The organism is Pantoea sp. T14, assembly GCF_036663535.1.
Taxonomy (GTDB): Bacteria; Pseudomonadota; Gammaproteobacteria; order Enterobacterales; family Enterobacteriaceae; genus Pantoea; species Pantoea phytostimulans.
This window is the reverse complement of the sequence record NZ_JAWUEB010000017.1, coordinates 92,167-115,687: the sequence shown is the minus strand read 5'-3', so window position 1 is coordinate 115,687 and position 23,521 is coordinate 92,167. Positions and strand designations below refer to the sequence as shown.

Below are 23,521 nucleotides of genomic sequence, written 5' to 3'. Positions count from 1 at the left end.
GCGACCCAGTTTCCTGTGTCTCCTGAACCGCCATCCCGTTGCCGGTTTGCCGTGTCAGTGGAGGCGCATTATAGGGAGTTCTTCCGGGCTGACAAGTGCTATTTTCAATTAATTTTCTGACTGCTGTTTTTTTCTACTCAAACGCGTTAAACCGCTAGTTTTTCAAGCAAAGGGAAGCCATATCGTTGTAGAACGGGCGATAATTGCACCGCCTCGCTGTCCATTTGCGTACAAAATGCTGCATTTTCCTGGGAAGAACGTACCACGGGTGCTTCATGCTCCAGCAACCAAGCCGTTCTACGTGCGATAGCAGCACCAGAATCGATAAGACGTGTTCCTTCTGGTAATACTTGCTGAAGCTCTTCACGCAATAAAGGAAAGTGCGTACATCCCAACACAACCGTATCTGGCGGTTCAGACATTCTTAGCCAAGGCTGAACAATATGTCGCACCTCGTCTAAAGATACTTCATCACCATGCAGCTTCGCTTCAGCCAACTCCACCAGCTCCGCCGACCCCAACATTTCGATTTTGCATGAGGTCGCAAATTGCTGCACCAACTCATGTGTATAAGGACGGCGTACTGTCGCTCGCGTAGCCAGTAAGCCCACCACACCATTACGCGTTAAACGCGCCGCCGGTTTAATCGCTGGCACGACGCCAACAACCGGAAAGGCAAAACGCTCACGTAACGCCGGTAGAGAGATGGTACTCGCTGTATTGCAGGCGATGATCACTAAAGAAAGAGGATATCGCTGAGTGATCGCTTCGACGATAGCAACGACACGTTCAATAATGAACGTTTCGGTTTTCTCGCCATAAGGAAAGCCCGCATTGTCGAAGGCGTAGAGATAATGAAGATCCGGCAAAAGCTGCCGAACCTCATCATAGACGGAAAGCCCACCGACGCCAGAGTCAAATACCAGCACGGTGGGACGCAGATTAGAAGCTGTAGCTCCCGTTGAGGTAATACTCTCGTCCTGGAGTTTGATAGCCATACGCTGTCTCGTAGTCTTTATCGAACAGATTGGCAATTCTACCACGAACGGTGAGATGCGAAGTGACCGGATACGACACAGCAAGATCTACTGTGCTGTAGCTTGATAGACGACGCTGCACATTTGCGTATTCACTGGTGTTATTGTCATAACGCTTACCGAAGTATTGGTATATGACATCAACATCGAAATCATACACTGTCGCACCTAACTGATATTTTGCCTGCTCACGAGCGCGTCGAGCCAGTGTTTCACCGTCTGAATCACGACGTGCATCAAGGTAGCCCAACGTAATTTGATGGTGAACAAAACTGGTATCAAAATCTGCTGTTGCCTCAATCCCTTTCAGCGTCGCAGCTTTTACATTGTAATAACCGCCCTCATAAGTAACAGGATCGCTGGCATAATCAATCAGGTCATTGATCTGATTATGATATGCAGCAATGCGCCAATTAACTGGGCCTGTCAGACCTTCGAGTCCAGCTTCCCATTGCTTCGATTTTTCAGGTGCTAAATCTGGGTTTGAACTGATACCAAAGCGTTTTTGCCCGTAGAGTTGACCAAGCGTAGGCGCCTGGAAGCCTGTACCATAAGACAGGGTAGCTTTATAACCAGGAACAAATTCCCATCCGGCTGCAGTTTGCCAGGTGCCATGACGGCCATAATCTTCGTTGTCGTCTCCGCGCACAGAGCCTTCAAGCGTTACCGTACCCAACTGCTGCTGAGCAGTAACGTAAGCACCGGTATTATCTTGTTTATAGCTATCCGACTCACGTGGCGCACCTGAATAAAGCTGCCCAGTCGATACCAGCTGCTGCTGCTGCCAGTCCAGCCCGGCGCTAACCGTTCCATGCCCAACCGCTAAGGTATTACCCCACTGAAGATTTCGCTGCTCCATATCATCCAAACTGTTGGAGTCGGCGTAGCGGCCATCAATGCTGGCATAGTTATAGCTTTTGTACTTTTGGTAACTGGCGGAGAGTTGCGATGAGAAGTCGTCTTTATTAAAGCGTAGGCCCGTGTCAAACGAGTGATTATAGATCTGCTGCTCATCCTGGCCGCCACTATAATTCGCATCGTAATCCGAATTTGCCGAATAACCATAGCCACGAGCAAAGCCAGAAAACATGTCGTTGAACTGATGTTCCACACCCGCCCAAAACGCTTTATTACGCCAACCATCGCGATCGCGATCAATAGAATAGCCAGAATCCGGTTGAACGTTGTAGCCGTTTGTTCCCTGATAGGAACCGGCAACCGTGATACGTGTGCTATCAGTAATGTTCTGATTCACGCTGCCGCTGTATTCTTGATATTGCTTAGACCCCAAGCCAGCTGAAAGGGTGTTTTGATTTTCTGGGTTTTGCGTAATAACGTTGACGACACCGCCAATAGCATCGGCACCATATACTGCCGAGCGCGGGCCCCGGATAAACTCAATACGTTGAATAATAGAAATTGGGATCTGATTAAAATCAGAGACACCGGTAATTCCCGGCTTTGCAATCGGAACACCGTCAATCAGCACCAGCGTATGACGAGCTTCAGAACCGCGTACATACATAGAAGCGCTTTGCCCAATGCCACCACTTTGCGCAATATCTACGCCCGGCAAGCGACGCATCACCTCGACAAGGTTCTTAGATTGCCACTGCTCAATTTCTTCACGCGTTACTACGGTGGTTGAAGCCAGTACCGAAGATACCGGCTGTGCAAAACGGTTTGCGGTCACAATTTGCGTATCATCATTCTCCTGAGCGAAACCGTTTTGCGCCCAGAGAGAAATCGCCGTTGCACTGAAGGCGAACAGCGATGCTGTAGTTTTATTCATTTTTAATAGCATCCAAAAGACCAAGCAGGATGCCGCAGGCATACAATCAATAGCACGCGATGATCGTACGAGTTGCGACGTCACACCGGCAGGTCTTCGGGCTGGGAACCATAAATGGTGAAGACTTCCCATCCCGCGGGACAGTGTCTGCAAATGCAATCACCACGACATTCCTTACCGCTGCGCGTCAGCTCCAGATTTCCACTGGATTCCCTATTAACTCAGGTTGAGGCCGGCGCACGCAGTCTACGGAGTGGCGATACGGAAGTCCAGACTTCCAAACATCTTATCAGCACAACACTGGACAACAGATATTGAATGCCTACAATCGCCCGGCAAGTTTGCTATTAACCAGGATTGATCATGACGCCCGAACATCTCCCCATTGAAGAATATGACGCGCAACTGGCGGAAAAAGTCAGCCGTTTAACCACGATGATGACGCCTTTTGCTGCGCCCGAAGTGGAGGTGTTCCGTTCGCCGGTCAGCCACTATCGCATGCGCGCAGAATTTCGCTTGTGGCACGATGGTGATGACATCTATCACATCATCTTTGATCAACAGACGCGCGAACGTATCCGTGTCGATCAGTTTCCGGCGGCCAGCGAATTAATCAATCTGGTCATGCCAAAAATGATCGCCGCGATCCGTGACAATCGTACGCTTCGCCACAAGCTGTTTCAGATCGATTACCTGTCGACAATGAGTCATCAGATCGTGATTTCACTGCTTTACCATCGCAAGCTGGATGATGTCTGGCAGCAGGCGGCAAGCGAACTCCGCGATCAATTGCGCGCAGAAGGTATTGATGTTCAGCTCATTGGCCGCGCAACCAAAACCAAAATTTGCCTCGACCACGATTACGTTGATGAGCGCTTGCCGGTCGCAGGCCGCGAACTCATCTACCGTCAGGTTGAAAATAGCTTCACCCAACCCAACGCGGCGATGAATATTCAAATGCTGGAATGGGCGCTGGATGTCACAAAAGAATCGCAAGGCGATTTGCTGGAACTTTACTGCGGCAACGGCAACTTCTCGCTGGCGCTGGCGCGCAATTTCCGTCGGGTGCTAGCCACTGAGATTGCTAAACCCTCTGTAGCCTCTGCGCAATTCAATATTGCGGCCAACCAGATTGACAACGTGCAGATCATTCGCATGGCGGCGGAAGAATTTACGCAGGCGATGAACGGTGTACGCAGTTTTAATCGTCTGGAAGGTATCGATCTGAAAAGCTATGAATGCGAGACAATTTTTGTCGATCCGCCGCGCAGCGGATTAGATGATGAAACAGTGAAGATGGTGCAGGCTTATCCGCGCATCCTTTATATATCCTGTAATCCGCAAACGCTGAGCGACAATCTGCACATTTTGGCGCAAACCCATGTTGTTACGCGTTTAGCGCTGTTTGACCAGTTTCCCTATACCCATCATATGGAATGCGGCGTGCTGCTCACGCGCAAAGCCTAAAAAAACGGGAACCGCTGGGTTCCCGCTTTTACTTTTACTGATTGCGCTTCCGCTTGATACGCGTGGCAATCCAGAACACCAGCGCGACCATCAAAATAGTCGGGATAAAGTTCGATCCCATATCAGGATATTCAGCCCGTACTAATGCGCTGTAAACCAAAATTCCCAACAGAAAAAACGCGGCCGCTAAGCCGGGCATGCCATCCGGCATATTGCAGTTCAGATAGCGCTGATGCAAACACCACGCCGCTAAACCCAACGCAATAATGGGAAATATAGAGAACGGCACAAAAGCGCTGAACAGCACCGAAAACGAGCCGTTAATCGCTAAACCGGTAATAAAAGCCAATAACAGTGTGCCTTTATCGCGGGGAACCTGTTGGGTCATGGCATTATCCTTGTTTGATTACTCTTCAGTTTTATCCAATGTGACCGCCAGACGTTCTTGTTCACGGCGGTACCAGTAATAGGCGCCTTTAGCGATCATGCGTAATTGCAGCACCAGGCGATCTTCCAGCTTGCTGCGCTGATCGGCATCGATATCCAGCGCTTCCGCGCCCGCACTAAATACAATGGTGACCATTGCTTCAGCCTGGGCTTCAGTAAAGCTGCGCGGCATGCGATTTTCGACCTCAAGATAATCAGCCAGTTCAGCGATAAAATGCTGAATTTCGCGCGCAACCGCAGCACGGAAAGCGGCAGAAGTGCCAGAACGTTCGCGCAGTAACAGGCGGAATGCATTGGGGTTGTTCCCGATAAACTCCATAAAGGTGGCGACCGAGGTTTTAATGATGCTGCCGCCTTTGGCAATGCGCTGTCGCGCCTGGCGCATCAGCTGACGTAGCATTAATCCGCTCTCATCAACCATGGTTAAACCGAGTTCATCGACATCTTTAAAGTGGCGATAAAAGGAGGTCGGCGCAATGCCGGCTTCGCGGGCAACCTCACGCAAACTCAAACTGGTAAAACTGCGTTCGGCGCTGAGCTGACTGAAGGCTGCTTCAATCAGTGTACGTCGTGTACGTTCTTTCTGTTGCGCTCTGACGCCCATTCTATCGGCCTTTTGCGGTGTTGAATGGGCACTATAACAAAATTTTCAGCGTACATGAGCGCAAACTTTGTGAACGGCTGTGAACCTCACTCTTTGTCAAACTGCGTTGAAAATCGCTGTTAGAATTCAGATGTGCGCGGCGAGATGTTAGAATCCCGTTGTAAAAATGTATAAATAATAGGACGTATTGGTATGCAAAAGTCTTACGATTACGATGCCATTGTGATTGGCTCAGGACCCGGCGGTGAAGGTGCGGCGATGGGGCTAGTGAAGCAAGGTGCGCGCATCGCGGTGATCGAACGCTACCACAACATCGGCGGCGGTTGTACGCACTGGGGCACCATCCCCTCAAAAGCGCTTCGTCATGCAGTGAGTCGCATTATCGAGTTCAACCAAAACCCGCTCTACAGTGATCAGACCCGACTTCTTCGCTCCTCCTTTGCTGATATTCTTAACCACACCGAAAGCGTCATCAGCCAGCAAACGGCCATGCGCCAAGGCTTTTACGAACGTAATCGTTGTGAACTTTACCAAGGCGATGCACAGTTTGTTGATGCCAACACCATTGAAATCGAACAGCCTGACGGTTCACGCGAGCGTTTGACCGCAGAAAAATTTGTCATTGCCTGCGGTTCCCGACCTTATCACCCAACAGACGTCGATTTTACCCATCCTCGCGTTTATGATTCCGATTCCATCCTCAACCTACACCACGAACCTGGCCACGTGATTATTTATGGTGCCGGTGTCATTGGCTGCGAATACGCGTCAATTTTTCGGGGTCTTAACGTCAAGGTTGATCTGATCAACACCCGCGATCGTCTGCTGGCCTTTCTGGATCAGGAGATGTCAGATTCATTGTCTTATCACTTCTGGAACAGCGGTGTGGTGATTCGTCACAACGAAGAGTTTGAGAAAATTGAAGGCGTAAGCGATGGCGTAATCATGCATTTGAAATCAGGTAAAAAGGTGAAAGCCGATTGCCTGCTTTACGCGAATGGACGTACCGGGAACACCGATTCGCTGGCGCTGGAAAACGTTGGACTGGAAGCCGATGGCCGCGGTCTGCTGAAAGTGAACAGCATGTATCAAACTGCGCAACCGCATATTTATGCGGTCGGTGACGTTATTGGTTATCCAAGTCTTGCTTCTGCTGCTTACGATCAGGGCCGCATTGCGGCACAAGCGCTGATCAAAGGAGAAGCCTCCGCGCACTTGATTGAAGATATCCCAACCGGAATTTACACCATTCCTGAAATCAGTTCTGTGGGTAAAACCGAGCAGCAGCTGACAGCGATGAAAGTGCCTTATGAAGTCGGTCGTGCGCAGTTTAAGCATCTGGCGCGTGCACAGATCGTTGGCATGAATGTGGGAAGCCTGAAGATTTTGTTCCACCGCGAGACCAAAGAAATTCTCGGCATTCACTGCTTTGGTGAACGTGCCGCCGAGATTATTCACATTGGTCAAGCGATCATGGAGCAAAAAAACGGTGGCAACACGATTGAGTATTTCGTGAATACCACCTTCAACTACCCCACCATGGCTGAGGCTTATCGCGTCGCCGCGTTAAATGGCTTAAACCGCCTGTTTTAACGTGGTATCGAAATAGCCTTGCATGTGAGTGCGAATAGCCTCTGCCAGCTGTTCATAACGGCTGCGCAGAGGTGAACCCGGACGGTATACCAGCGCAATCGTGCGCTGAGGCACCGGCTTGTAACAAGGCAAATAACAGACGCCATCACGAATACGTTCATTTGGCACAGCCAGCGCAGGTAACAGCGTAATACCGCTGCCGGCTGCTACCATATTGCGCAGCGTTTCGAGGCTGGTCGCACGGAAATGGGTATCTTCATCAGCGCCCGCTTCAAAGCAGAAACCCATCGCCTGATCGCGTAAGCAATGACCATCTTCCAGCATCAGCAGCTTCTCACCAGCCAGATCGGACATCGGAACGCGATCACGATCGTGCCACGGATGATCCTGATACACTGCCAGCTTCATTGGCTCATCAAACAGCGGCACCTCAATAAAGGCTTCGCTCTCTTTCACCAATGCCAGAATAGCGCAATCAAGTTTGCCGCTGTCGAGCTGGGCCAACAGCTGCTGGGTTTGCGCTTCATGCAGATACATTTCTAGCTTCGGAAACGTTTTATGCAGCATAGGAATAACTTGCGGCAACAAATAGGGGCCGGTGGTTGGAATCAGTCCAATATGCAATGGACCTGACATCGCTTCACCCTGCTGGCTCGCCATCTCTTTCAGCACTTTAACTTCACGCAGCACGGTACGAGCCTGATCCACCAGCAACAAACCAGCCTGAGTGAATAAGACCTTACGGCTGGTACGCTCAAGCAGCATTACGCCCAGTTCATCTTCTAACTTACGAATCTGTCCGCTTAGCGTCGGCTGACTAACATGACATGCATCCGCAGCACGGCGGAAATGACGGTGCTCAGCAAGCGAAACCAGGTATTCCAAATCACGAATATTCATTGTTACCCTCCAAACCACGATAGCCCGTGGCGATAGATAGAATAGCAATGAACGATTAGCCCTATCAAGCTGCGATGGGAATAATGCACCCATCAAATTGAAGACCATCGCTCACGAGGAGAAAATATGTATACCAGTCAGGAAGGTAAATCGATCCCAGACGTTACTTTTCACACCCGTCAGGGCGATCGCTGGGTCGATATCACCACCGATGAGTTGTTCAAAGACAAAACTGTAATTGTGTTTTCTCTGCCGGGCGCGTTTACGCCCACCTGCTCATCCAGCCATCTGCCGCGCTACAACGAATTGCATAGCGTATTTGCACAGCATGGTGTTGACAGCATCCTGTGCGTGTCAGTGAATGACACCTTTGTGATGAACGCGTGGAAAGCAGAGCAGCGTGCTGAACATATTACCTTTATTCCTGATGGTAATGGCGAGTTCACCCGCGGCATGGATATGTTGGTTGAGAAAGCCGATCTGGGTTTTGGCCCACGCTCATGGCGTTACTCAATGCTGGTACGAAATGGCGTAATTGAAAAGATGTTTGTTGAGCCAAACAAGCCAGGCGACCCGTTTGAAGTGTCAGATGCCGACACTATGCTGCGTTATCTGGCACCAGAATTTAAAGTGCAGGAATCCGTCTCGGTATTTACTAAGCCAGGCTGCCCATTCTGTACTAAAGCCAAGCAGATGCTGCTGGATCGCGGTATTCAGTATGAAGAAATCGTGCTGGGACAAGATGCTACCACCGTGAGCCTGCGTGCCGTTTCTGGTCGCGCCACTGTGCCACAAGTGTTTATTGGCGGTCGCCACATCGGCGGGAGCGATGATCTGGAGCAGTTCCTGCTTTCAGCGTAAAAAATCTCTGTGTCAGCCGGGAGTGCTGGCCTCTGATGATGTGCCTATAAAAAAGATGTAATTCTGAAGCTAGAGGTTGGCGGGCATTTTATGTGCCCGCTTTTTTTTATCTGCGATTTACGCTAAACGCTGCTTTGCTTCCGTAATGGCGCGAGCGACCTGCTGCGGTGAAACGCCACCTTGCGCATTACGCTTGTCGAGGCAGGATTGCAGTGCAAGAATCGGATAAACATCCTCTTCAATGGTCGCACTGAACTGCTTCAGCTGTGCCAGTGACAACGCTTCTAACGCCACACCTTGCTTGATCGCCTCAACAACGGCTTCACCGACGATATGGTGCGCCTCACGGAACGGCACGCCTTTAGCCACTAAATAGTCCGCCAGCTCGGTGGAGTTTGCATAACCTTGCTCGGCCGCTTCCTGGCAACGTGGGCGTTTTATCTGAATACCGTCCAACACCAGCACAGACATATGCAGGCAGTCGATCCAGGTATCCAATGCGTCAAACAATCCCTCTTTGTCTTCCTGCATGTCTTTGTTGTACGCCAGCGGTAACCCTTTCAGGGTCATCATCATGCCCGTTAAAGCGCCCTGCACGCGGCCACATTTGCCACGAATCAATTCCAGCGCATCCGGATTTTTCTTCTGTGGCATCAGCGATGAGCCGGAGGTAACTTTGTCTGCCAGTTCAATGAAGCCAGCTTCACCGGTATTAAAGAAAATCAGGTCTTCGGCGAAGCGCGATAAGTGCACCATACCAATTGCAGCGTCAGATAAGAGTTCCAGCACGTGATCGCGATCCGAAACCGTATCCAGGCTGTTACGTGTCGCGGAGGCAAAACCTAACCAACCCGCCAACTGCTGACGATCAATTTCATACGCGGTGCCCGCCAACGCGCCACAGCCCAGCGGGCTAACGTCCAGACGCTTCAGCGTATCCTGCAAACGGCTTTCATCACGTGCCAGCATTTCTACATAAGCCAGACACCAGTGAGCAAACGTTACCGGCTGAGCACGCTGTAAATGGGTATAACCCGGCATCACAGCGTCTTGATTCGCTTCTGCCGTCACCACCAGCGCTTGCTGTAATTCACGCGTGGCGCCCAGCAGCGCTTCAACCTGCATTTTGCACCACAGTTTCAGGTCAGTTGCGACCTGATCATTACGGCTGCGGCCGGTGTGCAGTTTTTTGCCCAGCGCACCGACTTTCTCAATCAATTGACCTTCAACCCAGCTATGAATGTCTTCGGCATCGCTCTGCAAAATCTGCTCAGGATTCGCGCGTACATCCTCCAGCAACGTATTCAACGCGGCTTCTAGCTGCTGCTGTTCGTCACTGCTCAGCACGTTCACCGTCACCAACGCTTTGGACCAGGCGATTGAGCCGATGATGTCCTGCTCTGCCAGGCGATAGTCGAAGCGCAGCGAGTCGTTAAACTGTTTGAAACGTTGATCTGCTGCCTGGGTAAACCGTCCACCCCAAAGTGCCATGTGGAAATCTCCTTCAAATCGTTAAACGAAGGGCGGCATAAATGCCGCCCCTGATGTCATGCTGTGAGGCGAGGCTGACCTCGCCTGCGAATTACTTCTTCTGCTCGTTCAGGGCACGGATGCGTGAAGAGAGCGAGAACAGACGGATGAAGCCGCCGGCATGACGGTGATCGTACACTTCGTCTTCGCCGAAGGTCGCAAACTCTTCTGAATAGAGGCTGTTTGCAGAACGCTTCTGCGTGGCAGTCGCCTGGCCTTTGTAAAGCTGCAGAACCACTTCGCCATTCACTTCTTCCGCCAGCGATTCGGCTGCGGCTTGAATTGATTTACGCAGCGGTGCGAACCAGCGACCATCGTAAACAACATAAGACATTTCATGACCCAGCTGTTCACGCCATTTGAAGCTGTCGCGATCCAGAACCAGCTGCTCAATCGCACGCAGCGCGTTAACCATAATGGTGCCGCCTGGGGTTTCGTAGCAGCCGCGAGATTTAATGCCCACCAAGCGGTTTTCTACGATATCGATACGTCCCACGCCATGTTTCGCGCCAAGCACATTCAGTTTTTCCAGGCACTGGAACGGGCTCAGTTTCTCGCCGTTTACGGCGACCACACGCCCTTTTTCTACGGTCACGGTCACTTCTTCTGGCTGATCTGGCGCTTCCAGTGGATCAACAGTCCATACCCAGCAATCTTTGTTTGGTGCGTTTGCCGGGCTTTCCAGCACGCCACCTTCAGTAGAGATGTGCCACGCGTTTTCGTCACGGCTGTAGATCTTTTCCAGTGACGCGGTGGTTGGAATGTTGCGCTCTTTCAGGTAATCCAGCAGCGCTTCACGTGAACGCAGGTCCCACTCACGCCATGGCGCAACCACTTTCAACTGTGGGGCCAGCGCGGTATAGGTGGTTTCGAAACGCACCTGGTCATTACCTTTACCAGTAGCGCCGTGGCACAGCGCATCAGCACCCACTTTCAGCGCCAGCTCCACCTGTGCTTTCGCGATGATTGGACGTGCCATTGAGGTGCCCAGTAGATAAGTGCCTTCGTACAATGCGCCAGTTTGCAGCACGGGATAGACATAATCACTGATAAATTCTTCACGCAGATCAACAACGTGACATTCTGAGGCACCCGACTGTAGCGCTTTCTTCTCAACGCCTTCCAGATCGCTGCGTTCCTGACCGATATCTGCCACGAACGCGACCACTTCACAGCCGCCATAGTTCTCTTTCAGCCATGGAATGATGGCTGAAGTATCAAGGCCACCGGAGTAAGCCAGAACGATTTTTTTGATGCCTTGCGTTTGCATTTCGTAATCCTTGAATCAGAGTCGTTAAGCGAGAATCCGGGTGCCAATCGACACGCCGTTAAAAAGAGTAGGCAGTTGCTCAGCGTGACGCCAGCTGGCGATATCCACTGGGCGGCCCAGCGTGCGGGCGGCATCAAGCGCCGCGTGCACTTTAACAATCATGCCATCAGTAATGATGCCTTGGGCAATTAACTGTTCAGCTTTTTCAGCGGTCATCTCTTCGATGCGCTGACCTTTGCCGTCCAGAATACCGCTGACATCTGATAGCAAGACTAAATCGGCACCGATAGTTGCAGCCAGCGCGGTCGCGGCTTGGTCGGCATTGACGTTCATCAGCTCGCCGCTGTCGGTAATACCGATTGAACTGACAACGGGCATATATCCCGCATTCAGCAAGGTATTGAGTAACGCAGGATTGCCTGGCGTGGCATTGCCAACATGTCCTAGCTCTTCATCGAACTGCGCCACATTCACTAAACCGGCATCACCCAAACAGAGGCCCACAGAATTAATGCCATATTTTTTCGCCCACGCCAGCAGCGTTTTGTTGGCGGTTCCTGCCAACGCACCGGTGATGATGTCGATTTGGTCGGCAGGCGTGACGCGCAAACCGTCTTTTTTCTTTACCGGCAACGCGAGTTTTTTCATCAGCTCATCCACCAGGCAACCGCCACCGTGAACGATGATCAACGGGCGCTGATGCGCGGTGCGGTAAGTCAACAGCGCATCGAACAAACGGGCCAGCGCTTCTTCGCTGTCCAACAACACGCCGCCAAGCTTGATAATTAAGGGATTGCTCATCGTTAATTCACTCGTCCGTTAAATCAGTGACTGCGTTTCAGGGAAGCCGAAACGAATGTTCATGCATTGCACCGCCTGCGACGCAGCACCTTTCAGCAAATTGTCTTCGGCTGCGACCACAATTAAATGCTCGCCCTGTACGGCAAAACCAATATCACAATAAGGCAGACCAACCACCGCTTTCAACGCCGGAACGCCTTCTTCGTAAACCCGCACCAGCGGTTTGTCGTGATAGGCGTTATGGAACGCTTCCGCGATATCTTCGCGGCTCACGCCTGCTTTCAGGCGGCAGGTAATTGTGGCCAAAATTCCACGCGGGAAACTGCCGAGATGTGGGGTAAAAATCACCGGCGTACCAAGATGCGCCACGATTTCGGGGTGATGACGATGATTAAACAGTCCGTAAGGCTGCAAACTCACTTCGCAAAAGCTGGTGCCCACGTTGGCTTTACGCCCTGCACCGCTCACGCCGCTGGTCGCGTTGATCACTGGCCATTGCGCCTCATTCAGCAGGCCTGCATCCAATAGCGGTTTCAACGCCAGCTGAGATGCCGTTGGGTAACAACCCGGCACGGCGACCAGCTGCGCTTCTTTAATTTTCTCGTGCTGAAATTCAGCCAGGCCGTAAACTGCTTTATCCAGCCAGTCGCCATGCTGATGAGTAAAACCGTAATATTGGGTATAGAAGTTGCCATCGTTAACGCGGAAAGCGCCTGACAAATCGAATACCACGCAGCCGGCCTTAAGGAATTCCGGCGCCAGATCATGGCTAACTTCGTGGGCAGTCGCCAGGAACACCACATCGACTTTATCTGCCCACTCAGCTGCACTGCTGAGCGGTTGCAGCGGCAGATCAACCACACCTTTTAGCTGTGGATGAAGTTCAGATAAGCGCTTTCCGGCGTCAGGGCTTTGCGCTGAAACCGCCAAAGCGGTTATGTTCATATGTGGATGGCGATTCAGGAAGGTGGCAAGCTCTACGCCAGCGTAACCACTGGCACCAACGATCAGCGTATTCAACATCAGGCTGTATACCTTTTTACAGTCACACGTTCCGGGTCGCGGCCTTGCCCCGTTGCCCACGATGTCGTTTGCAGAAAATTTAGGTTCACATGCAGACGACGTTTATGTATTTTTATTCACTATTAATGCATGAATATTGATACATCCTAACTCAAGGACCGTCAACAGTGAAGTCAAAATTACCGCCTTTTATCGAACTGTACCGCCAGTTGATCGCTACGCCATCAATCAGCGCAACCGACGCTGCGCTGGATCAGAGTAATGAAACTTTAATCAATTTGTTGGCCGGCTGGTTCCGTGACCTCGGCTTCAGCGTTGAAGTGCAGCCGGTACCCGGCACGCGCAATAAATTCAACATGCTGGCCCGCACCGGAAGTGGGGCTGGCGGGCTGCTGCTCGCCGGTCACACCGACACCGTCCCCTTCGACGATGGGCGCTGGACGCGCGATCCCTTCACGCTAACTGAGCATGACAACAAGCTCTACGGTTTAGGGACTGCCGATATGAAAGGCTTTTTTGCTTTCATTCTCGATACGCTGCGTGATGTGGACGTGACCACTCTAAGCAAACCGCTCTACATTCTGGCCACCGCTGACGAAGAAACCACCATGGCGGGCGCTAAGTATTTTTCTGAGTCGACTCAGTTGCGTCCAGATTGCGCGATCATCGGCGAGCCGACTTCGCTGAAACCCGTACGCGCTCACAAAGGCCATCTTTCCAATGCGATTCGTGTTCAGGGCCAGTCGGGCCACTCCAGCGATCCTTCTCGCGGCGTGAATGCGATTGAGCTGATGCATGATGCCATTGGTCATTTAATGCAGCTGCGTAACACGTTGAAAGAGCGTTATCACCATGACGCATTTGCGATTCCCTATCCAACCATGAACTTTGGCCATATTCATGGTGGTGATGCGGCAAACCGCATTTGTGCCTGCTGTGAACTGCACATGGATATTCGTCCGCTGCCGGGCCTGACACTGAGTGATTTAGACGAATTACTTAACGACGCGCTGGCACCCGTAAGTGCGCGCTGGCCGGGTCGCATTACGGTAGGCGAACTGCATCCGCCGATTCCCGGATATGAGTGCCCTGCCAATCATGAACTGGTGAAAGTGGTGGAAAAATTGCTGGGTACGCCGACTGAAGTGGTGAACTACTGCACCGAAGCGCCTTTTATTCAGCAATTGTGCCCAACCCTGGTTTTAGGCCCAGGATCAATTAATCAGGCACACCAGCCAGATGAATTTATTGATACTGCATTTATTAAGCCGACTCGTGAGTTGATAAATCAGGTCGTGCAGCATTTTTGTCACTGATTAACATCAAATGGGGCATTTCACTGTATTAACAGCAAAATGCCCCGTCATTCTGTGGGATTTAGCAATAAGAATAACTTATCCCGCTTCCTGTCAGTTAAATTCTATGAATTTCCGTCATTTAGCTGCACGTTTGCTTCACTTTAAGTCAATTGACGAATGAAGCATTACGTGGCTAGATAAAAGACGATGTTATGCCCATTGGGTGATTATCCAAACAATTTCAGATTGCAGAAAGGCAGCAACTGAGCGAATCCTCAGAAGCGACACGCGGTTGTGACTGAGAAAAGTAAAAGTTGTCTGCTTTTTTTTGCGGCCTGAAAACGGCTGGGTGTAGAAGTTTATTAAGACGATAAGGGTGTCAGGGTCAAATGAACGAACAATATTCCGCAATGCGAAGTAATGTCAGTATGCTCGGCAAACTGCTCGGGGATACGATTAAGGATGCGCTTGGAGAGAACATCCTCGACCGGGTGGAAACCATCCGCAAACTGTCCAAGTCATCCCGTGCAGGAAATGACACTCATCGCAAGGAACTGCTGAACACGCTGCAAAATTTGTCTAATGACGAACTTCTGCCCGTCGCGCGTGCGTTTAGTCAGTTCCTTAACCTCACCAATGTGGCTGAACAGTATCAAACTATTTCTCACAGCGGCGAAGGGGCGAACCACCCAGAACTGCTGAAAAAAACTTTTGAAAGCCTCAAGCAGCAGAAAGACATTAGCGAAAGCGCTATCCGTGAAGCCATTGAATCGCTGTCGCTGGAATTGGTGCTGACAGCGCATCCAACCGAAATTACGCGCCGCACGCTGATTCACAAGCTGGTGGAAGTGAACAGCTGTTTAAAGCAGCTTGATCACAGCGACATTTCCGATTACGAGCGCAACCAAATCATGCGCCGCCTGCGCCAACTGGTCGCGCAGGCATGGCATACTGATGAAATTCGTAAATATCGCCCAACGCCTATCGATGAGGCCAAATGGGGCTTTGCGGTGGTGGAAAACAGCTTATGGGAAGGCGTACCGGCTTTCCTGCGCGAGTTGAATGAACAGGTTGAAGAAGCGTTCGGCATCAAACTTCCGGTGGATTTTGTGCCGGTGCAGTTTACGTCGTGGATGGGTGGCGATCGTGATGGTAACCCTAACGTTACCGCCGCAATTACGCGTCATGCCATGCAGCTAAGTCGCTGGAAAGCTGCGGATCTGTTCCTGCGTGATATTGGTGTGCTGATTTCCGAACTGTCGATGTCAGAATGCAGCGATGAAGTGCGCGACCTGTGTGGCGATCCCGAAGCGATTGAGCCCTATCGCATGATTCTGAAGCGCATCCGCAGCCAGTTGATGTCGACGCAATCCTTTCTTGAACGTCGCCTGAAAGGCGAACGTCTGCCGCGCCCGGCTGATTTGCTGGTTTCCAACGATCAACTCTGGCAACCGCTGTTCGCCATTTATCAATCGCTACAGCAATGCGGCATGGGCATTATCGCCAACGGTCAGTTGCTGGATACGCTGCGCCGCGTGAAATGTTTTGGCGTGCCGCTGGTACGTATCGATCTGCGTCAGGAAAGCACGCGCCACACTGAAGCGATTGCTGAAGTTACGCGCTACCTCGGCCTTGGTGATTATGAAAATTGGTCAGAAGCGGACAAACAAGCGTTCCTGATCCGTGAACTCAACTCCAAGCGTCCGCTGCTGCCACGAAGCTGGGAGCCAAGTGACGACACGCGTGAAGTGCTGGAAACCTGCCGCGTTGCCGCTGAAGCGCCGCAAGGTTCAATTGCTGCTTACGTGATTTCAATGGCGAAAACGCCCTCTGACGTGCTGGCCGTGCACCTTCTGTTGAAGGAAGCAGGTATCAATTACGCCATGCCGGTTGCACCGCTGTTTGAAACGCTTGATGACCTGAATAACGCCAATGATGTCATGAGCCAGCTGCTCAGCATTGACTGGTATCGCGGCTTCATTCAGGGCAAGCAGATGGTGATGATTGGTTATTCCGACTCGGCGAAAGATGCCGGCGTAATGGCCGCCAGCTGGGCGCAATATCAGGCGCAAGATGCCTTAATCAAAACCTGTGAAAAAGCCGGCATTTCGCTGACGCTGTTCCACGGACGCGGCGGCACGATTGGCCGTGGTGGTGCACCAGCGCATGCTGCCTTGCTGTCACAGCCGCCGGGCAGCCTGAAAGGTGGCCTGCGCGTGACTGAACAGGGCGAGATGATCCGTTTTAAATACGGTTTGCCGGAAGTGACTATCGCCAGTCTTTCGCTCTACACCGGTGCCATTCTGGAAGCGAACCTGATGCCGCCGCCAGAACCAAAAACGGAGTGGCGTAACATTATGAATCAGCTCTCTGCTGACTCTTGCGCCATGTACCGCGGTTACGTGCGGGAAAACCCAGATTTTGTCCCGTACTTCCGTTCGGCAACACCGGAACAAGAATTGGGCAAGCTGCCGCTGGGTTCGCGCCCGGCGAAACGCCGTCCAACCGGCGGCGTCGAGTCGCTGCGTGCAATTCCATGGATTTTTGCCTGGACACAGAACCGCTTGATGCTACCCGCCTGGCTGGGTGCTGGCGCGGCGCTGCAACAGGCGATGGAAGCGGGCCATCAAGATCAGCTGGAAGCGATGTGCCGTGACTGGCCTTTCTTCTCAACGCGTCTCGGCATGTTGGAAATGGTGTTCTCTAAAGCTGACTTATGGCTGGCGGAATATTACGATCAACGTCTGGTCGACAAATCGCTGTGGCCGCTGGGTAAACAGCTGCGCGATCAACTCGATTCTGATATCAAAGCGGTGCTGACCATCGCCAACGATGCGCATCTGATGGCGGACCAACCGTGGATTGCCGAATCCATTGCGCTGCGTAACGTCTACACCGATCCACTCAACGTTCTGCAAGCTGAACTGCTACATCGCTCACGTGCGCAGGAAGCGCGCGGTGATGAATCGGATGCTCGCGTTGAACAGGCGCTAATGGTGACTATTGCAGGTGTGGCGGCAGGTATGCGCAATACCGGTTAATGATGATGGAACGGGGATTGCGATTCGTCGCTCCCCTTCTTCGCTATTCCCTCTTGTAGGTAATCTGCTGAGATTAAGAAACAAAAAAGCCGGGCAATCTTATTGCCCGGCTTTTTTATAACAGAAAAGTTATACCGCGATGGCTGGACGCACACCCAAGGTATGGCAGATCGCATAACTCATTTCGGCACGGTTCAGCGTATAGAAGTGGAAATCTTTCACGCCTTCGCGTGACAAGATCTTCACCATGTCCATGGCGATGTTGGCACCCACCATTTTGCGCGTTTCAGCGTCATCCTCCAGACCCGCAAACATGGCACTCATCCAACCCGGTACACGCACGTTAGTCATCGTGGCGAAACGCTGTAACTGCTTGAAGTTAGAAACAGGCAGAATGCCCGGTACGATTTCAACGTCAATACCGGTTGATACGCAGCGGTCGCGGAAGCGCAGATAACTTTCAACGTCGAAGAAAAATTGCGTAATCGCACGGTTCGCACCCGCATCGATTTTACGCTTCAGGTTGATCAAATCAGCCTGCGCACTCTTGGCTTCCGGATGCACTTCCGGGTAAGCCGCAACAGAAATATCGAAATCACCGACTTCTTTTAGCAGCGATACCAGATCGCAGCCATACATTTCTGGCTTGCCACCGCCAGGCGGCAGGTCACCGCGCAATGCCACAATATGACGAATACCGTTGTTCCAGTAATCCTGCGCAATAGCGCGTAACTCATCACGCGTAGCATCAACGCAAGTCAGATGCGGGGCCGCTTCCAGGCCGGTGCGATCTTTGATGCCTTTAATAATGCTGTGAGTACGATCGCGTTCGCCCGAATTCGCGCCATACGTTACCGAAACGAATTTCGGTTTCAAGCTGCTCAGACGATCGATAGAGTTCCACAGCGTCTCTTCCATTTCGCTGGTACGAGGCGGAAAGAATTCAAAAGAGACATTAATTTGCCCGTTCAGCTCTGCCAGGCTTTGATTTAGCGCTTCGCGCTGATTGGCATGAAAGAAACTCATCCTGCTACCTCATCGATCACTTCGGTTAACTATCGGACTGCGAACATCCATACGTTTAGACGTCCAGATGCTCAAAATGAACGATTCCTGGCGAAGCGTCAACTTATAAATGATTTAAAACGGTGACAAATATTCAAACAACATGAGTGAAATTCATCTGGAGGCGGCAACATGAAGTGAAGGCAGGCGACGAATGCGCCTGCCTTAAAGATTAAAGCAGTTGAGAAAGGCGGTTGATATCAGACTGAATTGCGCCCGCAGTAACGTCGCGTCCTGCGCCGGGTCCACGAATCACCAGCGGATTATCACGATACCAGCGACTTTCGATGGCAAAGACATTGTCACATGGCAGCAGCGAAGCCAGCGGATGCTCTGGGCGCACCGCTTCGACGCCCACGCGCGCCTTGCCATTCGCGTCGAAACGCGCCACATAGCGCAGCACTAAACCCATCTCCTGTGCGGCTTCAAACCGCTGCAGCATCTGCTCATTCAGTTCTTCGCCATTCTCAAAGAAATGGTCGATTGAATCTTTTTCACAGTTGCGCGGCACCAGGGACTCCACTCGAACCTGATCGGGTTCGATGTTATACCCCGCTTCGCGCGCCAGAATCACCAGTTTGCGCATCACGTCCTGACCAGAAAGATCAACGCGTGGATCGGGTTCGGTTAAACCTTGCTGCCAGGCCTGATCCACCAGATCGGTAAACGGAACCGTGCCGTCAAACTGCAGAAACAGCCAGGACAGGGTGCCAGAGAAGATACCGCTTATCGATAAAATAGTATCGCCGCTGTCGCGCAAGTCGCGCACCGTATAGTTAATCGGTAAACCCGCGCCGACAGTCGCGTTGTAAAGCCAGTGGCGACCCGTTTTGGTAAAAGCATCACGAATTTGACGCCAGGTTTGACTGTCAGATGCACCTGCCACTTTGTTTGCGCTAATCACGTGAAAACCGTGGCTGGCAAAATCAAGATACTGCTGCGCCAACGGTATGCTGGCGGTGACATCTAACACCACCAAGTCATCAAACGGGTGCGCGCGCATCCACAAGAATAAGGACTCTTCATCGCGCTCTTCCGCTTCGTCGTCAAAGAAAGCCAATGCGCGGCTGGCATCAAGCCCTTCATAACTCAGCAGGCTGCGGCGGCTGTCTGCCACTCCCGCCAAAACAAATTCAAAGCCGGTACGCGCAGAAAGCGTTTCTTGATCGCGCGCGAACAACTCTAGCCAGCGTGAACCGATATTACCTTTACCAAACAAAATCAGGCCGATGCGTTTCTCTGCCCTAAACAGCGACTGATGCAGGCCTTGGATCAGATGTTGGGTTGGGCCCACGCGCAATACCGCGACCACACTGATGTGATCTTCTGATTGCCAGACGAATTCAACCGGCTGATCTTTCAGTTGCTGCCAGAAGCGATGCGTATGCAGCGGGTTACGCGTCACGCCTGCGCCTACCAACGCCACCAATGCTAAGCCATCACGCAGCTGCAAATGACCCGGTAAACCGGCATCTTGCAAAAGCATAAAGGCGCTATTGACCACTTCTGAGGTATAGCAAAGCTGTAACAGCTGACGATCGGGATGCACACCAACCGCCAACGGGCGCAATTGCGCACGCTTCAGCAGCAGATCGATTTCTTTGTGCAGAATGGCAAAATCATGTTGTTCTGGCAGTTGAATTTCAACCAAACAAACATCGTCATGGCTGGTGACAATACGAGCACCTGTGCCGGATGCCAGCACGCGCTCAATACGTGTGGAACCTTGTTCGGGTTGATAGCTACAGCGTAATTGCAGGTCGATATCGCTACCGGAAACGGGCTGCAAGGTGCGAGTGTGCAATACCGGCGCGGCAAGACGTGCCAGTTCGCTGGCTTCATCGAGACGTAATAGCGGCAGCAAGCAGGCATCAGAAACTTTACGAGGATCCGCACTGTAAACACCGGCGACATCGCTCCAGATGGTGACGCGACCCACACCCGCTAGCGCACCGATTTGGGTGGCGGAATAGTCGGAGCCGTTACGGCCCAGCAGCACCGTTTCACCCGCCTCGTTACGACAGATAAACCCGGTCACGACGATGCGCTTATGCGGATGCTGCGCCAGCAACGATTGCAGCAGCGGCCACGATTTACCTTCATCTACTTGCGGTTGTGCTGCACGCTCTGCACGCAGAAAATCACGCGCATCCAGCCAGCAGGCTTCAATGTCATGCTGACTCAGCACCGCCGCCATTAACCGCGCTGACCAAACTTCACCGTGGCCCACTACTTCTGCGTAGACCGCTTCGGTGATGTTGCCATCCAGCAGCCCGGCGAGTTTTTCTAAATCACGAATGAACCGGGTAATAAGGGATGCGGCAATTTCAACAGGCAGCAGCGCGCTAATCAGTTCGCTTTGATAACGTCGTAAAGCCTGTTGCACTTGATGCGCCGACAGCCGATCGCTTTGGCTCAGCTTCAGCCAACTGATCAACTGGTTGGTGGTTGAACCTGCCGCCGAAACCACCATCAAGTCGCCCGCCTGGCTGTAGTCCGCCATAATATTGGCTACACGCTGATAGCAACGCGCATCCGCCAGGCTACTGCCACCAAATTTGTGCAACTGCTTACTGTTCGGCGTTCCCGCGCCTGCTGAAATCGTCATGCTTAACCCTCGGCAGCGATCCGGAATGCATTATCCAAATCGGCGATTAAATCTTCGTGATCCTCGATACCCACAGAAACACGCAGCAGCGTTTCGGAAATACCCGCTGCTGCACGCGCTTCCGCTGACATGCCGGCGTGCGTCATGGTCGCGGTGTGAGAAATTAAACTTTCTACGCCGCCAAGTGATTCTGCCAGCGTAAACAACTGTAATGCTTTTAGAAAACGGCGCAGCAATACTTCGTCACCGTCAATTTCAAAACTTAGCATGGCGCCAAAACCGCGCTGTTGACGTACCGCATGTTCGTGCCCGGCGTTTTCCGGCAGCGAAGGATGATACAGCTTTTTCACTAATTTCTGTTGCTTTAGGTAATCAACAATTGCGAGTGCATTACGTTGTGCCGCAGCAATGCGTGGCGATAATGTGCGCAGGCCACGCAATAATAAATAGCTGTCAAAAGCAGCGCCGGTAACGCCAATATTGTTCGCCCACCAGGCAAGATCGGTTGCCAGTTGTGGCTCTTTGGCAATCACCGCGCCCGCCACCACATCGGAGTGGCCATTCAGGTATTTAGTACAGGAATGCACCACCAAATCTGCGCCCAACGCCAACGGATTTTGTAATGCAGGACTCAGGAAGGTGTTATCGACCACGCTGAGGGCACCCGCTTCACGCGCGGCTTCGCAAATAGCAGCAATATCGACCACGCGCAGCAGCGGGTTGCTCGGGCTTTCTATCAACACCAGTTTTGGTTTTTCATCCAGCGCAGCCTGTAAGGCGGCTTTATCGCCTTGATCAACAAACTTCACGCGATAAGCACCGCGTTTGCTCAGGCTATCGAACAAGCGGTAGCTGCCACCGTAACAATCGTGTGGTGCGACTAACAGATCGCCTGGCTTCAGGAACACCGTTGTCACCAAATGAATCGCTGACATACCGGTATTGGTTAATACCGCGCCTGCGCCCCCTTCCAGTTCGGCTAACGCGCGCTGCACTACATCACGCGTAGGATTTCCACGGCGTGAATAGTCATGAGCGCGTGGCTCGTTAAAATCAAGGAAGTTATAAGTGCTGGAGAGGTGAATCGGGGGGACAACGCAGCCATATTGCTCGTCATCATTCAAACCGCTGCGAACTGCGATGGTTGCCTGTTTACGCGTCATGGTGCTAACTGTTCCTGAAGTGTGGAATAAGAAGGCAACAGGATAGCACTCCTTAATTAGACGTCAATACATCTGGACATCTAAATGTCTTTGCGTATAGATTGAGCAAAATCGCAATACCCGCTAAAATTACGCGTCATTGCCTGGCGTTCAAGATTGATTTACACCGGTTGAACGGAGAAAAACCCGCCATTAAGGGGTCAGGCATTAAAAAATCAGGCATAATTCACTGATTTCCTAACATTTAACTTTTATTGATTAAGGTAACCCATGGCTGAATGGAACGGCGAATATATCAGCCCGTACGCTGAGCACGGTAAAAAGAGTGAGCAGGTTAAAAAGATTACAGTGTCTATCCCGTTGAGCGTGCTGAAGATTCTGACGGATGAACGTACCCGTCGTCAGGTGAATAACCTGCGTCACGCCACCAATAGTGAACTGCTGTGCGAAGCCTTTTTACATGCCTTTACCGGGCAACCGCTGCCGGACGACGTGGATTTGCGCAAAGAACGCAGTGATGAAATTCCAGAAGAAGCGAAAAAGATCATGCGCGATATGGGTATCAATCCAGACACCTGGGAATACTAAATCGTTACGCATAAAAAAACCCAGCCGAAGCTGGGTTTTTTCTTGCCGTCGAATCGAACAGATTCGAATGCCGTAATCTTATTTTTTGCTGCCTGGTACGCTGAAGCGCTTGTTAAAGCGGTCAACACGTCCACCAGTGGTCACTTCACGCTGCTTACCGGTATAGAACGGGTGGCATTGGCCACAAACGTCCAGGTTCAGCTCGTGAGTCAGCGTAGAACGGGTGTGGATCACGTTACCGCAAGTACAGTTGATGGTAACTGCTTCGTATTTTGGGTGAATACCTTTTTTCATGGGAAACCTCATTTAAGGCCGTGTCGCTCTCCGCGCCAGGTTTTAAACCCGCGCAGCACCACACGCTGTTGAACAATTAATGGTGTACCCCGACGAGTACTTTCTCATCGAAGGCGGCATATTATACAGAACATTATGA

Annotated in this window: 19 protein-coding genes and 1 riboswitch; of the genes, 6 read left to right on the top strand and 13 right to left on the bottom strand. The window is 51.7% G+C overall.

Annotated elements, in window-relative coordinates; translation table 11 throughout:
* Positions 1–146 precede the first annotated feature (146 nt).
* On the bottom strand, positions 147–998 hold the full coding sequence (murI, locus tag SC127_RS07820) for a glutamate racemase (protein ID WP_215848198.1): 852 nt from the start codon (positions 996–998) through the stop codon (positions 147–149).
* Positions 943–2,829 (bottom strand): TonB-dependent vitamin B12 receptor BtuB, encoded by a 1,887-nt coding sequence (gene btuB, locus SC127_RS07815; protein WP_332625916.1) that lies wholly within the window; start codon positions 2,827–2,829, stop codon positions 943–945. The genes murI and btuB overlap by 56 nt, the downstream gene beginning before the upstream one ends.
* 70 nt (positions 2,830–2,899) lie before the next feature.
* Positions 2,900–3,080: riboswitch (cobalamin riboswitch) on the bottom strand.
* 112 nt (positions 3,081–3,192) lie between these two features.
* On the opposite strand from btuB, the gene trmA reads away from it, so the two are divergent.
* A complete protein-coding gene (trmA, locus tag SC127_RS07810; protein WP_215848196.1) occupies positions 3,193–4,296 on the top strand; it encodes a tRNA (uridine(54)-C5)-methyltransferase TrmA in 1,104 nt (367 codons plus the stop codon).
* Positions 4,297–4,330: 34 nt separating this feature from the next.
* Here the strand turns inward: trmA and SC127_RS07805 are convergent, their stop codons facing one another.
* Together SC127_RS07805 and fabR are read right to left on the bottom strand one after the other, a co-directional pair.
* Positions 4,331–4,684 (bottom strand): YijD family membrane protein, encoded by a 354-nt coding sequence (locus SC127_RS07805; protein ID WP_332625915.1) that lies wholly within the window; start codon positions 4,682–4,684, stop codon positions 4,331–4,333.
* An 18-nt stretch (positions 4,685–4,702) separates the two neighbouring features.
* Positions 4,703–5,347 carry an HTH-type transcriptional repressor FabR gene (fabR, locus tag SC127_RS07800; RefSeq protein WP_215848194.1) on the bottom strand — a complete coding sequence of 215 codons (645 nt, stop codon included), beginning with the start codon at positions 5,345–5,347 and terminating at the stop codon, positions 4,703–4,705.
* Positions 5,348–5,539: 192 nt separating this feature from the next.
* Between fabR and sthA the strand changes: the two genes are divergently transcribed.
* Positions 5,540–6,940 carry a Si-specific NAD(P)(+) transhydrogenase gene (gene sthA, locus SC127_RS07795; protein WP_215848193.1) on the top strand — a complete coding sequence of 467 codons (1,401 nt, stop codon included), beginning with the start codon at positions 5,540–5,542 and terminating at the stop codon, positions 6,938–6,940.
* Here sthA and oxyR read toward each other — a convergent pair.
* The gene (gene oxyR / locus SC127_RS07790) at positions 6,923–7,840 is read right to left on the bottom strand and encodes a DNA-binding transcriptional regulator OxyR (RefSeq protein WP_215848192.1); all 918 of its coding nucleotides are present in this window, start codon (positions 7,838–7,840) and stop codon (positions 6,923–6,925) included. The genes sthA and oxyR overlap by 18 nt on opposite strands.
* Positions 7,841–7,966: 126 nt before the next feature.
* Here oxyR and SC127_RS07785 point away from each other — a divergent pair, with 126 nt between their 5' ends.
* Entirely contained in the window at positions 7,967–8,701 is a 735-nt protein-coding gene (locus tag SC127_RS07785) for a glutathione peroxidase (protein ID WP_215848191.1), read from the top strand.
* A 117-nt stretch (positions 8,702–8,818) separates the two neighbouring features.
* On the opposite strand, the gene argH is transcribed toward SC127_RS07785, so the two are convergent.
* The 4 genes from argH to argC all read right to left on the bottom strand — a co-directional run bounded on the left by argH (position 8,819) and on the right by argC (position 13,325).
* Positions 8,819–10,192: an argininosuccinate lyase gene (gene argH, locus SC127_RS07780; protein ID WP_332625914.1), complete on the bottom strand. Its 1,374-nt coding sequence runs from the start codon at positions 10,190–10,192 to the stop codon at positions 8,819–8,821.
* Positions 10,193–10,283: 91 nt separating this feature from the next.
* Positions 10,284–11,501, bottom strand: coding sequence for an argininosuccinate synthase (locus SC127_RS07775; protein ID WP_215848190.1), 1,218 nt, complete (start codon positions 11,499–11,501; stop codon positions 10,284–10,286).
* A gap of 24 nt (positions 11,502–11,525) precedes the next feature.
* Positions 11,526–12,302: an acetylglutamate kinase gene (gene argB / locus SC127_RS07770; RefSeq protein WP_332625913.1), complete on the bottom strand. Its 777-nt coding sequence runs from the start codon at positions 12,300–12,302 to the stop codon at positions 11,526–11,528.
* An 18-nt stretch (positions 12,303–12,320) separates the two neighbouring features.
* Positions 12,321–13,325, bottom strand: a complete 1,005-nt coding sequence (gene argC / locus SC127_RS07765; RefSeq protein ID WP_332625912.1) for an N-acetyl-gamma-glutamyl-phosphate reductase — start codon at positions 13,323–13,325, stop codon at positions 12,321–12,323.
* Between the two features lie 167 nt (positions 13,326–13,492).
* Between argC and argE the strand changes: the two genes are divergently transcribed.
* A complete protein-coding gene (gene argE, locus SC127_RS07760; RefSeq protein WP_215848188.1) occupies positions 13,493–14,641 on the top strand; it encodes an acetylornithine deacetylase in 1,149 nt (382 codons plus the stop codon).
* A gap of 371 nt (positions 14,642–15,012) precedes the next feature.
* A complete protein-coding gene (ppc, locus tag SC127_RS07755) occupies positions 15,013–17,664 on the top strand; it encodes a phosphoenolpyruvate carboxylase (protein WP_243080008.1) in 2,652 nt (883 codons plus the stop codon).
* A 129-nt stretch (positions 17,665–17,793) separates the two neighbouring features.
* On the opposite strand, the gene metF is transcribed toward ppc, so the two are convergent.
* The 3 genes from metF to metB form a co-directional block, all read right to left on the bottom strand.
* Positions 17,794–18,690 carry a methylenetetrahydrofolate reductase gene (gene metF / locus SC127_RS07750; protein WP_215848187.1) on the bottom strand — a complete coding sequence of 299 codons (897 nt, stop codon included), beginning with the start codon at positions 18,688–18,690 and terminating at the stop codon, positions 17,794–17,796.
* A gap of 211 nt (positions 18,691–18,901) precedes the next feature.
* Positions 18,902–21,337, bottom strand: a complete 2,436-nt coding sequence (locus tag SC127_RS07745; protein ID WP_332625910.1) for a bifunctional aspartate kinase/homoserine dehydrogenase II — start codon at positions 21,335–21,337, stop codon at positions 18,902–18,904.
* Positions 21,338–21,339: 2 nt separating this feature from the next.
* Positions 21,340–22,500, bottom strand: coding sequence for a cystathionine gamma-synthase (metB, locus tag SC127_RS07740; RefSeq protein WP_243080006.1), 1,161 nt, complete (start codon positions 22,498–22,500; stop codon positions 21,340–21,342).
* A 270-nt stretch (positions 22,501–22,770) separates the two neighbouring features.
* Between metB and metJ the strand changes: the two genes are divergently transcribed.
* Entirely contained in the window at positions 22,771–23,088 is a 318-nt protein-coding gene (metJ, locus tag SC127_RS07735; RefSeq protein ID WP_215848185.1) for a met regulon transcriptional regulator MetJ, read from the top strand.
* A gap of 78 nt (positions 23,089–23,166) precedes the next feature.
* Here metJ and rpmE read toward each other — a convergent pair whose 3' ends face one another.
* Complete coding sequence (gene rpmE / locus SC127_RS07730; RefSeq protein ID WP_215848184.1) at positions 23,167–23,382, bottom strand: 50S ribosomal protein L31; 216 nt, start codon at positions 23,380–23,382, stop codon at positions 23,167–23,169.
* Positions 23,383–23,521: the final 139 nt, after the last annotated feature.

Coding starts and splice junctions, on each gene's coding strand:
- sthA (WP_215848193.1), top strand. CDS start 5,540: ATGCAAAAGTCTTACGATTACGATGCCATTGTGATTGGCTCAGGACCC.
- SC127_RS07785 (WP_215848191.1), top strand. CDS start 7,967: ATGTATACCAGTCAGGAAGGTAAATCGATCCCAGACGTTACTTTTCAC.
- ppc (WP_243080008.1), top strand. CDS start 15,013: ATGAACGAACAATATTCCGCAATGCGAAGTAATGTCAGTATGCTCGGC.
- metJ (WP_215848185.1), top strand. CDS start 22,771: ATGGCTGAATGGAACGGCGAATATATCAGCCCGTACGCTGAGCACGGT.
- metF (WP_215848187.1), bottom strand. CDS start 18,690: ATGAGTTTCTTTCATGCCAATCAGCGCGAAGCGCTAAATCAAAGCCTG.
- oxyR (WP_215848192.1), bottom strand. CDS start 7,840: ATGAATATTCGTGATTTGGAATACCTGGTTTCGCTTGCTGAGCACCGT.
- SC127_RS07775 (WP_215848190.1), bottom strand. CDS start 11,501: ATGCAAACGCAAGGCATCAAAAAAATCGTTCTGGCTTACTCCGGTGGC.
- SC127_RS07805 (WP_332625915.1), bottom strand. CDS start 4,684: ATGACCCAACAGGTTCCCCGCGATAAAGGCACACTGTTATTGGCTTTT.
- murI (WP_215848198.1), bottom strand. CDS start 998: ATGGCTATCAAACTCCAGGACGAGAGTATTACCTCAACGGGAGCTACA.
- metB (WP_243080006.1), bottom strand. CDS start 22,500: ATGACGCGTAAACAGGCAACCATCGCAGTTCGCAGCGGTTTGAATGAT.
- rpmE (WP_215848184.1), bottom strand. CDS start 23,382: ATGAAAAAAGGTATTCACCCAAAATACGAAGCAGTTACCATCAACTGT.
- fabR (WP_215848194.1), bottom strand. CDS start 5,347: ATGGGCGTCAGAGCGCAACAGAAAGAACGTACACGACGTACACTGATT.
- SC127_RS07745 (WP_332625910.1), bottom strand. CDS start 21,337: ATGACGATTTCAGCAGGCGCGGGAACGCCGAACAGTAAGCAGTTGCAC.
- argH (WP_332625914.1), bottom strand. CDS start 10,192: ATGGCACTTTGGGGTGGACGGTTTACCCAGGCAGCAGATCAACGTTTC.
- argC (WP_332625912.1), bottom strand. CDS start 13,325: ATGTTGAATACGCTGATCGTTGGTGCCAGTGGTTACGCTGGCGTAGAG.
- argB (WP_332625913.1), bottom strand. CDS start 12,302: ATGAGCAATCCCTTAATTATCAAGCTTGGCGGCGTGTTGTTGGACAGC.
- btuB (WP_332625916.1), bottom strand. CDS start 2,829: ATGAATAAAACTACAGCATCGCTGTTCGCCTTCAGTGCAACGGCGATT.
- trmA (WP_215848196.1), top strand. CDS start 3,193: ATGACGCCCGAACATCTCCCCATTGAAGAATATGACGCGCAACTGGCG.